9 protein-coding genes are annotated in these 13,426 nt (G+C 60.7%); all 9 read right to left on the bottom strand.

Annotated features, from left to right (window positions below):
- Positions 1–7 precede the first annotated feature (7 nt).
- Positions 8–3,412 carry an ATP-binding protein gene (locus GE027_RS08910; RefSeq protein WP_153556843.1) on the bottom strand — a complete coding sequence of 1,135 codons (3,405 nt, stop codon included), beginning with the start codon at positions 3,410–3,412 and terminating at the stop codon, positions 8–10.
- Positions 3,409–4,071, bottom strand: a complete 663-nt coding sequence (locus GE027_RS08905) for a DUF4194 domain-containing protein (RefSeq protein WP_153556842.1) — start codon at positions 4,069–4,071, stop codon at positions 3,409–3,411. Before GE027_RS08905 ends, GE027_RS08910 begins: the two co-directional genes overlap by 4 nt.
- Before the next feature lie 26 nt (positions 4,072–4,097).
- Positions 4,098–5,738: a DUF3375 family protein gene (locus GE027_RS08900; RefSeq protein WP_153556841.1), complete on the bottom strand. Its 1,641-nt coding sequence runs from the start codon at positions 5,736–5,738 to the stop codon at positions 4,098–4,100.
- Between the two features lie 24 nt (positions 5,739–5,762).
- Positions 5,763–7,139, bottom strand: coding sequence for a DUF1501 domain-containing protein (locus GE027_RS08895; RefSeq protein ID WP_153556840.1), 1,377 nt, complete (start codon positions 7,137–7,139; stop codon positions 5,763–5,765).
- 17 nt (positions 7,140–7,156) lie between these two features.
- Entirely contained in the window at positions 7,157–9,739 is a 2,583-nt protein-coding gene (locus GE027_RS08890) for a PSD1 and planctomycete cytochrome C domain-containing protein (protein WP_153556839.1), read from the bottom strand.
- 393 nt (positions 9,740–10,132) lie between these two features.
- Positions 10,133–11,521: an RtcB family protein gene (locus tag GE027_RS08885; protein ID WP_153556838.1), complete on the bottom strand. Its 1,389-nt coding sequence runs from the start codon at positions 11,519–11,521 to the stop codon at positions 10,133–10,135.
- 88 nt (positions 11,522–11,609) lie between these two features.
- A complete protein-coding gene (locus GE027_RS08880) occupies positions 11,610–12,647 on the bottom strand; it encodes a tellurite resistance/C4-dicarboxylate transporter family protein (RefSeq protein WP_153556837.1) in 1,038 nt (345 codons plus the stop codon).
- On the bottom strand, positions 12,644–12,868 hold the full coding sequence (locus GE027_RS08875; protein ID WP_153556836.1) for a DUF6755 family protein: 225 nt from the start codon (positions 12,866–12,868) through the stop codon (positions 12,644–12,646). Before GE027_RS08875 ends, GE027_RS08880 begins: the two co-directional genes overlap by 4 nt.
- Positions 12,865–13,404, bottom strand: coding sequence for a QcrA and Rieske domain-containing protein (locus GE027_RS08870; protein WP_153556835.1), 540 nt, complete (start codon positions 13,402–13,404; stop codon positions 12,865–12,867). Before GE027_RS08870 ends, GE027_RS08875 begins: the two co-directional genes overlap by 4 nt.
- Positions 13,405–13,426 lie beyond the last annotated feature (22 nt).

Genomic DNA, 13,426 nt, shown 5'->3' with positions numbered 1-13,426 from the left:
GTCAACACTACGTCAACGACCGAGGTTGTTCGCTGATTTGATCGAACTGGGTCGCCGTCAAACTTAACATTCGGCTGCGATTGCTTTCCGCATCCTTGACGATGTGGCAATACATACCGACATGGTCCTCGACGATCCGGGCTTTGGCGTCCAGCGGTGCCACGATCGCCAGCTGCAGACCGAATCGTTCGAACAATTCCAGGGCCGCTCGGGCTCGCGTATCGTCGCTGCGCGAAAACATTTCGTCGACCATCACAAAGTGAAACCTGCCCTCATTGTCGCCATCGGGCTCCAGCTCGTACTGATACGCAATCGCGGCAACCAGTACCAGAAACGCCAGCTTGCCCTTCTCGCCGCCGGACTTTCCGGAACCGCCATCGTACTCGGCCCCGGCCGTATGCGTCTTGCGGTCGTACACGCGAGCGACAAAGTTAAACCAATTGCGGACATCGACCACCCGTTCGCGCCACCGCCGGTTTTCGTCACTACGCAGCTTTTCCACGAAAGCCTCGATGCGTTTGAAGGCCCGTTCGTTGGCTTCGTCGGACCCATCCATGATGTTGTCCAAACAACCGTGCAGCTCGCTGCGGAAGCTGCGAATTTCCGCGTCTCGGCTGTCCTTGGGTTCCAAGCGGACATAGGACTTCCCCGGCTCCCAGTCCAACGAACGCAGGGCTTCGTTCAAGGTCTCGATTCGTCCGCGGATATCCTCGCGTTCCTGCTCCAGCGTGGCGTTCAACACGCCGATCTCCTGCAGCACCGAGCTCTTCAATCGTTGTCGAAAACGGCGAGTGTGCTGCGGAAGTTCGTCCTGGTCGATCTTGGTCTTCAGCACGCGATAGGCTGGCAGATCATCGCCGGGGGACACATCCATATCGGCCCGAAACGCGGGAAAACGGTTCAGGAAATGATTCATCCGCGACGCCAATTGCTTGGAGACGGGTTCACGTCGCCGTTCGGCTTCGGCGGTCAGCCGTTCCCAGTGTCGCACCGCGTCGTCCTTGCGGGCGTGCAGGGCAACGATGTCGGCGACTTCGACCGGCCACGCGGCTTGCAACTCCGCCAACGCTTCCTCATCCGGCGGCAGCTCGCGAGTTTCCATATTGTTCAGAACATTTCGCAGCACCTGTTCGCCTTGCTTCAAGTGCTGGGCGCACTCGGCTCGGTGTTCTGACAGAGCTTGGCGGTCCAGTTCCAATCCCTTCTTTTCCGCCTCCAGCTCCGCCTTGCGTTTTTTCAGTTCCAACAATTTGTCGTTGGACCCTTCCAATCGCCGAATCTCCTGCAGACACCGGTCGGCTTCCGCGTCATGTTGGCCATCGTCGATCGATTCGAAGCTGGGAAGTTCGCAGAAGCGTTGCAAATCCACAATGAACTTTTCCGCCTGACGCATCTGTTGGCGCTCGCGATTCGAGCGTTCGACAAGTGTTCGCTCCCTTTGCTCGAGCTCGCGAATCGAGGACTCGAGGATCCGGATCTTGGCCTTGTTGTCCCATCCGAGCACATAGTTCCGGCGGTCATCGCGCTGGCTTCGATCGTCTTTGCTGTGCCGCCGATCGTCTTGTTTGATATGACGATTACGGGTCATCGCACGGCCATGGACCTGTTGGAACTGGGCGATGTCTTCACAAGCGGCGAAGTCGAAGCGGGTTTCGATCTGCCCGCGGACGTACGGCGACAGCGGATGCCGAGGACGAAACTGCAGCATCTCTGGCAATCCGAAGGGTCGCGACTTTGCCCGCGTCCCATCCGTGGCCAGCTGGACGCGGTCGTAGCTGAGCCGCATCCCCTTGCCGTGACGATCGATCAAGCGATTGCGGTCGACGTACCGCGACACATCGCGATACAGGTCGTCGGGAACTAGCAACGTCCGTGCAAAACCGCCCAACACCAGCTCGATCGAAGCCTCCCATTCCAGGTGCTCGACCTTGACCGCCATCATCTCGGCGGCAAACGGCAAGTCCTCCGGGGCCAAGCGAAGCGAGGCGCAGAGGGCATCGCGCACGTCGACAAAATGAGCGGGCAGATTGTTGCGGCGCTTGCGCAGCGACTCCAGCTCGGCGACGTCCTGTTGCAGTTGTGAGCGGATGCCCGCGCTGGCGATGTCATGCTGTAGTTTCTGTTTTTCGGCCGCTTCGCTCTGCGTTCGCAGTTCCGCGACGCGCTGCCGAACCTGCTGCAGCGCCGCCTCAAATCGGTGGCTACTGGTCAGCTCCACTGGCACTCCGGCGGCGGCGAGCGATGCTTCAAACTGCAATCGTTTGCTGCGTTTCCGTTCTGCTTCCTCGGCGTGCTGAACCGCTTGTTGCTGCAGGTCGCGAATGCGGTTTCCCCCGGCGTCTTCAATATCCCGCTGGATGTCTGCGAGCGCCTGGTAACGAGCCTGGATCAGTTCAGCCAACGAATCCAGTTGCGACTGTAATTCATCGATCTGCAGGGACCATTGTTCGCACAGGGGCTGTAGGAGGTCCATCGTGGCGCGATCGAAATAGGCGGGAAGCGTTTCCTGTTGACGTCGCAGCCGGATCAGGTCCTCGGACAACCTTTCGTACTGGTCTCCCAACTCGGCAATCGGTTGCAGCAATTGGGCCTGTTCCCGAACCTCGATCAGTTTCTGATACGCTTCGCTCAACTGCGAAAAATGCCGCAGCAGCTTTTCGACTTTATCGTTCCAGGGCTTCTTCTCCAGCATGTGAGTTCGAATGAACTCGTTCAGTTTCTGCACATCTTTGACGGCGACCGTTTGGTTAAAGACATCCATCGCCTTGGGTTGAAAACGCACCTTTCGCCGGAACCAACCGTGATAGGTCGAGTACCGGTCGGTGACATTCCACCCGATGCTTTCGAGCACCCGCTTGATGTCCTTGGTGGACGTGAATCCGGCGACATGCTCGGTGATACAGAAATCCTGCTCGGCATAGGCGTAGTGGATCACGCGTTTGTCCGCGGCCACGTGCATGACTTGCGCCAGCGTGAAAACGCCGCCGCTGGGCGCACAGCGAAACGTCGCCAGGATCACCGTATAGAAGTCGTTGTCGGGGCGCAGGTACTGGGTCCGCGCGCGATCGTCCTCGCCCGACGTTTTATCGTAGGCACCGCGGATGTAACTGGTTTCGTCGCGTTCCTTCTTTCCGGCCCCCGCGGCGACGTTGTAATTGCGGACGCCGGGCCGCACCAACAGCGTCAACACCGCATCGACCAGGGTGGACTTGCCCGCCCCGTTCTCGCCGACCACCAACACGGATTCCCCGCGCGGATGAATCGCATGCACGGTCTTGTCGAAAGTCCCCCAGTTGTAGACTTCCAGTTTGTCCAAACGATAGCCGGCCGGTGACGGACGCTCCTCTTGTGAGGCCGCGGCGGGAGACGGTCCGTGATCGAACAGCGAGTCCTGTTGGGAACGACGATTCATTCGACCACCGCCTGCGATGGGTCTTCCGGGGTGGCGGCGGAATCGGCTCGTCGCCGGGCAAGCTCTGCCACCAGTTCGGTTCGCATCTGCTCCAATTGCGCCAGCGGTAGGCGGGCTTTCAGAATCCGCCGCACCTCCCAGGCGGGTGGGGTATCGGAAAACTGCTTGACGAACTTCATCTCTTGCAGACTCTTCAAGTGCGCCGTCAACTTTCGATTGAGACGGACGGGATCTTCCTCGTGACCGCAGATTTCCGACCATAACGAAAGCAGGTCGGACTGGTTCACGACGCATCGTTCGTCGTGATGGATCTGTTCTTCGAACTGTCGCAGCTCGTCACGGAGCAGCACGCACAGAATCGATTGATCAAAGCCGAGACGCGTCCTGCGAAACAGCGTCGGCATCGGCGGATACTCCGGCGGAAAACTTTCCGGAGCGATCTGTCGCAGATAAGCCATCCCGTTTTCTTCGTCCACGATCAACCGCAATCCGATGCGAACGAAATAGTCGGTCAGTGGCGTAACGCTTTCCAGAACGCGGTCCCACACGTCGCCGGCATCATCGTGATAGACGATCCCCTGCAACAAACGCACGGCGGCGGCGGACCACGGCACGGCGGACGGCAGTCGTTCGGGCAGCAAATGGCTGTCATCATTCATGGATCGCTCTCCTCAAGCACTGTCCATCATCTGGGTCTGCGCCACCGCGTGGCGGGCCGCACCGTTCGGTCACGCATAAAACGGATCATGGGAACCATTACCTCGACACGTTTCGGAATCTGCCCCGCGGCCTCTCCGCCGGGACGCCGCTCGCCGTCCGGTCCCTCTCCGTCCGGTCCCGGTTCGTCCGGTCCCGATTCGTCCGGCCGATCTTCAATCAGAACTCGTTCGGTCAATGATTCGTCGATCTCGTGTCCATCTTCGTGAGCGATCTGCAGCCAACCGACGACTTCGATCACGCCGGCTCGCGGTGGCATGCGGGTCAAGACCTCTGGCAAGGTAACCATCGCCGACGCGTCCATCATGTCCGCGAGTGTCGTACGCATGCTCCGCCAGGGAAGATTCTTTAGGGCCGCCAGCTTCAGGGCTTCGCGGGTGGTTTGCGTCAAATCGACCGCCTCGTCGACGGGGGTCACGTCCAGCGGCTGTGGAGCGTTCCAGAACGATCGGGAGAAAGCGGACCGCAGGGTGGGCATCGCCTCGACATCCAATCCGATCCGCTTCCGAGGGTCGGCGTCGTCCCCGGCTGGATGCTCGGCCGACAGCGTCGCGGCCGTGGTCCGGATCTCTCGCAGGACTTCGGCGACACGCCGACGGTGATCGATGGAATCGGCATCCAGCAGTCGTCGCAGCGTCTCGCTCAAGCGGCCGGTCTGGCGGAGCACGTTATCGGCTTCGTTCAACAGCGAAGGCAACAGTTGACGGACCCGATGCACACCGTCGCGATCTTTGGAAAGGGCCGGCAGTTGCACCAGTTCGTCGATTACGGCGCGGAGCTCCTCCTGCCTGGTCGGCGAAAACAGAAATGCCACGAAGGCATAGAAGCTGACCCCTTCGTCCTCTTGGCGGATCAAATCCTCCGCATCCAACGCTCCGGCCAGAATACTTCCCCGCGACTGTCGACGCCGCTGCGTTTGCGTATGGACCTCGCGGGCAATCTGTTCGAACCTGTCTTCCACAGCGCGAAAATCACCCTGCAGTGTGCGGAGCAGCTCGATCGCGGTTTGAAAACGGTCGCGGATGGTGGCTTCGGGGTACGTTTCGACGGCGCCGCCAGCCCGAATCGATTCGATCTCGCGATCGATCGCGTCGCGTTGGGCTTGCAAATCCTTTAATCGGCGGTCCGGATTGTCCGTCGCGCCGCGAACGATGTCGGTCAGGGTGTCGATGACCAATCGCAAACGCCCTTCCGTTCCGACCAACCTCGATTCGCGTGTCATCAACGCGTCGACGAACCGCAGCGCGTCCTCGGTGTGACGCGTTAATTGGTAGTGAGGCTGATTCGAATCGGACTTCAGAAATCGCCGCAACCACGCTTCATCGGACCAAGCAACCAGGTAGTGATCGGCCGCTTGCGCCAACGCTTCGTATCCATCGTCGCGAAGGTCCTCTTGGAACACCACCAGGCGGCGACGCAGTTCCTCGTGCGCCAGGGAACCCTGCTCCGGGGCTTCAGCACCCTTGAACGCGCGGTTCAGAAAGTACAGGACGAACGCGGCCTGCTGGCTGCGCAGCAGGCGTACCGTGGGCGAATTTGCAAACCGGTTGTGCAGGTTTTCCAGATCCATGGCCGCCATTTTAACAACGCCATGGACACCTTGGGTCATCGGCGTCCCACGATCCGGCGAGGGTCAGGCGATGATGTCGTGAACGACGTTGCCGTGGACGTCGGTCAGGCGGAAATCGCGACCGCCGTAGCGGTAGGTCAACTTGGTGTGGTCCAGCCCCAATAGATGCAGGATCGTGGCGTGGAAGTCGTGCAGATGCACCGCTTGATCGACAGCCTTGTAACCCAGCTCGTCGGTCTTGCCGTAGGTCAGCCCGGCCCGGGTTCCGCCGCCGGCCAACCATCCGGTGTAGCCTTCGGCGTTGTGGTCGCGGCCGATGGTTTCTTTACCGCTTAGGATCTGCGTTTCGGGTGTGCGTCCGAACTCTCCGGTCCAAACCACCAGCGTGTCTTCCAACATGCCGCGCTGCCGCAGATCGGTTAACAAGCCGGCGATGGGTTTGTCGATCTGTGCCGCTTTGCCCGGGAATTTGTCGAGGTTGCTGTGGTGATCCCAGCCGCTGGAATGGACTTCGACGAACCGCACGCCGGCTTCGACCAAACGGCGGGCCAGCAAGCACTGGCGGCCAAAATCGTCGGTCGATCCGGCGTCCACACCGTACATCTCCAACGTCTCTTTGGTCTCGCCGCTGAGGTCCAAGACCTCGGGCACCGCGCGCTGCATCCGTTCGCTCAGCGTCAGCGAATCGATCACGCCCTGAGCCTCGTCGGTTTGCTCCAACAACCGTCGGTTCATCGACTGAGCCAAATCCAACGCTTCGTCGGCAACCTGCGGTGGCAAACCATGGCCGGGATTCAGGTTGTGGATGGTGGCATCCTTGACCTTCTGGCCGTCCCATCCCAGCCGTGTCGCTTGATACGCACTGGGCAAGAACGCGCTGCCAAAGTTCGATGGACCGCCGAAGGTCCGCGTCGGTTTGATCGTAAAGAAACCGGGCAGATCCTGGTTCTCGGTTCCCAGCCCGTGCAGGATCCAGGACCCCAGCGAAGGCCGCTGGAACTGGAACGCTCCGGTGTGCAGCATGGGAATCGCGATCGGATGCGCCCGGCTGGTCGTCTGCATGGCCTTCAGCATGCACAGTTGGTCGGTCTGCTTGGCCAACTCGGGAAAGGCTTCGGAAACCCACATCCCGCTTTCGCCGTATTGATCAAACTTCAATAGCGGAGCGAGCAGTTTGCCTTTGCCATTGCCCTTTTTGCCGCCCATCTTCCGCAGCACGGGTTTGTAATCAAAGGATTCAAACTGTGAGGGGCCACCGTTGATAAACAGAAAGATGACGCGTTTGGCTTTGGGGGCAAAATGCGGTTGTTTCGGCGTCAGCAGTCCGGCTTTGCTGGCCGCCGGCGTCAGGCCGGTCGCCATCAGCGATCCCAGGCCACAGGCCCCGACTTTCAGCCACTCGCGCCGCGATACAGACGGTAACGAAGATTGAGGTTTCATAACGCTAGAATGTCCGGCTAGTGGTCCACCAAGTAACGAAACTCGGCGGTCGTAAAGAGGGTTCCAAACCAAGCGGCCCAGGCGACCGTCTCGCGGGTTGCTTCGTCGTCGTGGGTCTTGCGAACCTGCTCGACCAGCGATAACGCGCCCTCGCGTTCGGCGTCCGTGATCGGACGGCCCAAGGTCCACAGCATCGCCAGCTCCACCCGCTGCGGATCGGTGCTCGCCGCGGGCGAAACCAACAGTCGCTCCGCCGCATGGCGAGACTGTTCGGCGACGAACGTCGAGTTGCGCAGGTACAGCGACTGTGAGGGAACATTCGTGACGCTGCGCCGGCCGCTGACCAAGCTGGGCGACGGGAAGTCGAACAGGTCGAACAATTCGGGCAGGTAGTCGCGAACGATCGGCAAGTAAACGCTGCGACGATTGCTGGGTGGTTGCAGTTTGTCGGTGGGTACGCCGCGAACCAGCGTGTCCCCCAAGCTCGTGACGGTGGAGCCCGCGGGCCGGGACACATCCAGTTGGCCACTGACGGCCAAAATCGCGTCACGAATCGCTTCGGCCTCGAGTCGCCGCGGCTGGGATCGCCAGCACAAACGGTTCCGCGGATCCCGCTGGAGATTCTCCGCATCGGGCGTGCTGCTGAGCTGGTAGACACGACTGAGCATGATCTCGCGGATCAGGTGTTTGACCGACCAACCGTTCTCGACAAACTCGATGGCCAGCGCGTCGAGCAGCTGCGGGTGCGTCGGTTCCTTGCCGATCACGCCAAAGTTGTCGACGGTGGGAACCAGCCCGCTGCCGAACAGATGATGCCAAATCCGGTTGACCATCACGCGCGAGGTGAACGGGTTTTCGGGGCTGGTGATCCACTGAGCCAATTCCAAGCGACCACTGCGGTCCGGCCCAACGATGGGCGGATCGACCGTGGAGACCGCACTGAGGAACCCTCGCGGCGCGAGCTCGCCCTTGTCGCCGACGTTCCCGCGAACCGCGACGTGGATGTCCGCCGGCTTGTCTCGATCGCGGACGGTCATCGCATACTGCGGCCGCTCGGGGCGAGACTTGTTCAGCTCGGCCAGCTCGGCTTCCAACGCACTGACCTCGGCCTGCAGCTCCGCGACCAGCTTCGCAGCCTGGTCGCCATCTGCCTGCTCGGGCTCGGTTTCCTCGGCCTCTTCGGCAGCCCCTGTTTCGGCAGAAGACTGCTTGGCATCCTTCGCATCCTCGGCTTCGGTCGCCTTCTTCGCTTCGGTGGCTTTCTTCAGTTCTTCCTTCTTGGCAGCCACCTTGGCGGTCACGTCGGCGATCTTCTTATCATGGGCCTCCGCGGCATCGTGCTTGGCCCGGGCGTCGGGACCGATCGGCAGCAGGTCGGTCGGCGTATTGCTGTACTTCTGCTTGATCGTGCCGTACAGCGGCTCGGTGCTCATAAAGATCCCGGCCAAGGAGTAATAATCTTTGGTCGGAATCGGGTCGAATTTGTGATCGTGACAGCGAGCACAGGCCACCGTCAGTCCCATCGTCGCGCGGAACACGGTGTCGATCTGATCGTCCGCGATATCCATCCGGAACTGGGTGCCGCGGGAGTTGTGACGTTTGGGACCAAACGACAGGACGCTCGTCGCGATGCGGCGTGCTTCGATTTCCTCTGCCGTATCGTCTTCGCTGGTCGGCAGCAGATCGCCGGCGATTTGCTCGCGCACGAACTGGTCGAACGGTTTGTCTTGATTGAACGAGTCGATCACGTAGTCGCGATACGGCCAGGCGTGCGGGTACGTAAAGTTGAACTCCATGCCGCTGGATTCCGCATAGCGAACCACATCCAACCAGTGCCGCCCCCAGCGTTCTCCGAAGTGCGGCGATTCGAGCAGATGATCGACCAGTTCGGCAATCGTTCCGGCCGCGTCCTCGCCGGCATACTGCGACAACATTTCCGGCGTCGGCGGCAGCCCGGTCAGGTCGAAGGCGATGCGGCGGACCAAGGTGCGACGGTTGGCGTCGGCCACCGGCGTCACCCCCTCGGATTCCATTTTGGCCAGCACGAAGCGGTCGATGTCACTGCGAGGCCAATCGGCCAGCTCGACCGCGGGCGGATCCACGGGCACCGGAATCTGGAACGACCAGTGCTGCCGTCCCGCTTCGTAGCGCTGCTGGCGGGCGGTCGGACCGTTGTCGCTGCGCGAATCCGCAGCCCCCAGCCGCACCCACTGTTCAAACGCCGCGATCGTTTCTTCGGCCAGCTTCTCATCGGGCGGCATCGGCGACACGTCGTCGTCGTGGCGCAGCATGCGGATCATCAGACTTTTTTCCGGATCGTGCGGGATTACGACCGGTCCGGAATCGCCACCGCGCATCAGCCCCGTAGGCGAATCCAGTTCCAAGCCAACGGCAATCTCGTCGGCTTCTTTCGAATGGCATTGGTAGCAGTGCTGCTTCAGCACCGGTTCGATCTGGTTTTCGAACAACTCCCGGCCCGCGGAAGACTTCGTCTCGCCTTCCGGCCCTGCGGCCAACGCACACGGACCCTGGCCGAAGCTGCCGAGGAGACCGAGTCCCAAGGCAAGCAGCACAGTCGAATGGAGGATTGAACGGCTCATGGCTTGACGACCTTTTCAGCGTTCTCGGTCTTTCCAGCGTTCTCGCATGCTCTAGTCAAGTTACCGGGTTATCGCGTGCTCGAGCCGGGTTGTCGATTGCTCGAACCGGGTTACAGGGTGCTCGAACCGGGCAGCTTCGCAAGAGCGTCTCCAGGCTTTCCGACATGACCTTGGCGGGCGGTCAGAGAGAGCTTGGGGAAGAACGTGAGGTGGGCGGGTAGGTAGGTGGGAGTCGTGCAGGGTTTGCACGAGGGGATGGTCAGGCAAACGGATTTGCCTTTACTACCGACATTAACGGCGATCCATCGCCCCGTCAAGCTACAGTATGGTTGCGGCGGACCACCCTACTCCCCGCTCAACGGCGTCGCCGAAGCGTCCCGCAACGCGGCATTCCTAATCTTCGGCGCGGCTGCCGTCGCCGCACATCTTGACGATCTTGGGGTCGAAGCGGGCGATCGGTTCGACCAGATCGGACTGAGCCGCCATCACGCTTTCGATGTTCTTGTAGGCGCCGGGAACTTCGTCCGCGCCGGCCGACAGCACCCGAATGCCCCGCTTGTCCAGGGTCCCCTTGATCGACCGCAGATTGAACTTGTCCTTGGCGGCTCGGCGAGACATTTTGCGTCCCGCTCCGTGGGAGGCCGACATCAAACTTTCGGCATTGCCCCTGCCGCGAACGACAAACGTCGGGTCCGCCATCGATCCCGGGATCACGCCCAGCACGCCTTTGCCCGCGGGCGTTGCGCCCTTGCGGTGCACGATCAATTCGCGTCCGTCGTGGACTTCCTTCCAAGCAAAGTTGTGGTGGTTTTCCACGTCAGCGATCACCCGTGCTCCCAACAAACTGGAGACGTTCTTGTGGATCACGTCGTGGTTGGCCGCCGCGTAGTCACCCATCAAGTTCATCGCCGCCCAGTACTCCTGGCCTTCCTCCGAATCCATGTCCAGCCAGGCGAGCCGACCGAATTTGGAGTACTCACGCGGCAGGTTTGCGCTGGCGATCGCCGAATACGTCGAACACACCGACGCCCCGGTTCCCCGGCTGCCGCTATGACTCAACAGCGCCACGTAGGTCCCCGGCTCCAAGTCCAGTTCCGCGGCGGGTTCGGTGATGGTCAACGTTCCGAATTCGACAAAGTGATTGCCGGACCCCGACGTGCCCAATTGCCGCCGCGCCTTATCCTTGTTCTGACGTGTGATCCGCGTCACCGTCCAGTCCTGGTCAAACACGGCGTGATCGACCTTGCGTCCCTGCACGACACCGATGCCAAAGAACGTGCCGTTCTCGAGCGACTGCCGATAGTTTTCAAAATTCTTGGACAGTGACTTCGGGGGCATGTCCAGGACGGACATCTTCATCCGGCACGCGATGTCGACGCCCACAGCGTAGGGGACCACCGCGTTTTCCAAAGCCAACACGCCACCGATCGGCAGGCCGTAACCGATGTGCGCGTCGGGCATCAGCGCCGCACCGCGAGCCGCCGGCAGCGAGCACGCCTGCTCCATCTGCTGGTGCGAACCCTGGTCGATATCCTCACCCCAGGTGCGGTAGGGAATCGGCTCGAAGGAACGCTCGATGGGTTGCTGTTGCAGCTCTTTAGCGAGCGTCCCCAGAACCGGATCGCCGACATACTGCGCAGGCTCCGCGGCGACCGCCTGGATGCGTTGTTTGATCTGACTTTTCGACAGCGACTTTTCGGCCACCAGTTGCTGAATGGCTTCGATGGCCCACTTGGACGCATACCGAGGAACCCCAAGTTTTTCCAGTTGTCGCGCGTTCATGGCCGGTTTCCTTTCGTGAGTACCTTGGCGTCGCTCCCGATGCCGCATCCTTCTTGGACACGCCCGGCGAACACAGGTTCGCAACCCATCATTCCGCTCGCCGAGACGATTTCCAAAACGAACGCAGCATCGCGGTGAAGGTCACCCCCCAGGCCAGCAGCGCGACGTAAACGAAGCACTGAGGAATCACCAACAGAAAGCCCAGTTCCAATTCCTTCGCCAATCGAAACGTACAGACCGTGTACATGCCCAGCGGAAAAACGATGCTCCAGTACTGGGGATCGTAGGCAAACGCAAAACGCTTGCAGGCATGCCGCCAGAACCCGAGGGCGACCAGCATGGGAATCCACCACGTCGCCGTGGCCCAGAACAGCAGCGTGAAGCCTTTGATGAACGGCAATACCTGCGTCAAGATCGCGGAGTCATCTGCCAAGGAGATCAACGAGACGCCGGCCAATGTCGAGATCGCCATCGCTCCCATGTTGATCCAGTACGGCGGCGTCATGTCAAACGCGCTCATGGCAAAGAACGTGTAGCGATAGAAGATCAGGGAGATGATCCAGATGTAGAGCATCCCTCCGGCCAGCCACATGACCAAGGCGAAGAACAGCGTCATTTCCCGTCCCTCGACCAATGTTTCGGCCAGCATCCCGCCGAGCATAGACACCGCCTGCGTCGCCACCACCGACACCAACCACCCGCCGTGGATGCCTTCGGCCAACGAGGGCTTGGGATCTTTGATCGTCAAACTGGTGAACACGGCCGTGGTCAACAGAAAACAGAGGACAACACCGATTGTCCACAGCACCCAGGAGACCGCCGGAAGGTCGGCCAGCAGCAGGAACTGGACGCCCAGCACGCAACAGGCGGCGACGGTGGTAAAAAAACCCACACTCCGCTTGTGATCGACCACGTCCTGAAAAAACGGCCGCGGAAAGACAAGCATCCGCAGCAGCGAGAGGCCCGCCAGCACCAGAATTGCGACAGCGTTCAAGGCGAACAAGCCCATGGCAACCCACGACAGTCCCAACAGTTCGCTGGCAATGGATACGATGCCCGTGGCCATCACCAGAGCAAAATAGGCCGGATTGAGCGTGGCGATCGCTTGCAGACGCCCTTCGCTCATCGGTCCAGTCGCACCAAATACCACATCAGACCGATATTCAATCCAAGGCATACCAAGCTTGCCGCCGCTGCCGGCCAAACCACGCGATCATTGCCCCCCAACCACATGCTCATCGTGGCGGTCAATAACCACAACTGCATCACCACCAACAACAACACGATCGTCATGATCCCGTAGACGATGACCAGTCGTTGGCGACGGGTTTGTGTAGGATCCGTCATGAATTCCTCCGCTGGACGTCGGTAGCAATGATCTCGCCATTTTCGATACGCAGAACGATTCGCGGAAGCGGACGCCGGGGCGGTCCCGCCAAAGGCTTGCCCGTACTTGCTTGAAAATACCCCTCGTGACAGGGGCAATGCAGCCGATCCTGCGCCAAATCCGGACTCACCGGGCACATCAGGTGGGTGCACTGATTCGAAAATGCCACGAACGTCTCCGGCGCAGTCCGCATCAATAGGCAGGGATCGCGTTCGCTGGGGTAATGAAACAGCAGGGACTCGCCCACGGCCAGGTCCGCCACGTCGGCGATCTTTCGCGGTTCCTGCTCGCGGCGGCGAAACAGGCTCTGAAAACCGATCCACACCTGCCCGCAGACAAACGCCAGACTGGTCAGCACCATGAACTTGGTGAAGTCGCGCCGCGCACCGTATTCGTCAGCACCGACTTCGATCGGAAAATCCTTGCGCCACTTCGGCTGCTCGACCTCGGGCTTGCCGTCGGGAAAGTTATGCTGGGGGTTGCGATCAGGATTCATGGCTCGGGGTTCTCTGAACAAT

Source organism: Roseimaritima sediminicola, assembly GCF_009618275.1.
Lineage (GTDB): Bacteria > Planctomycetota > Planctomycetia > Pirellulales > Pirellulaceae > Roseimaritima > Roseimaritima sediminicola.
Note: the sequence above shows the minus strand (reverse complement) of the source record. Positions and strands in the feature narration are given on the sequence as shown.

Coding starts and splice junctions, on each gene's coding strand:
- GE027_RS08910 (WP_153556843.1), bottom strand. CDS start 3,412: ATGAATCGTCGTTCCCAACAGGACTCGCTGTTCGATCACGGACCGTCT.
- GE027_RS08905 (WP_153556842.1), bottom strand. CDS start 4,071: ATGAATGATGACAGCCATTTGCTGCCCGAACGACTGCCGTCCGCCGTG.
- GE027_RS08900 (WP_153556841.1), bottom strand. CDS start 5,738: ATGACCCAAGGTGTCCATGGCGTTGTTAAAATGGCGGCCATGGATCTG.
- GE027_RS08895 (WP_153556840.1), bottom strand. CDS start 7,139: ATGAAACCTCAATCTTCGTTACCGTCTGTATCGCGGCGCGAGTGGCTG.
- GE027_RS08890 (WP_153556839.1), bottom strand. CDS start 9,739: ATGAGCCGTTCAATCCTCCATTCGACTGTGCTGCTTGCCTTGGGACTC.
- GE027_RS08885 (WP_153556838.1), bottom strand. CDS start 11,521: ATGAACGCGCGACAACTGGAAAAACTTGGGGTTCCTCGGTATGCGTCC.
- GE027_RS08880 (WP_153556837.1), bottom strand. CDS start 12,647: ATGAGCGAAGGGCGTCTGCAAGCGATCGCCACGCTCAATCCGGCCTAT.
- GE027_RS08875 (WP_153556836.1), bottom strand. CDS start 12,868: ATGACGGATCCTACACAAACCCGTCGCCAACGACTGGTCATCGTCTAC.
- GE027_RS08870 (WP_153556835.1), bottom strand. CDS start 13,404: ATGAATCCTGATCGCAACCCCCAGCATAACTTTCCCGACGGCAAGCCC.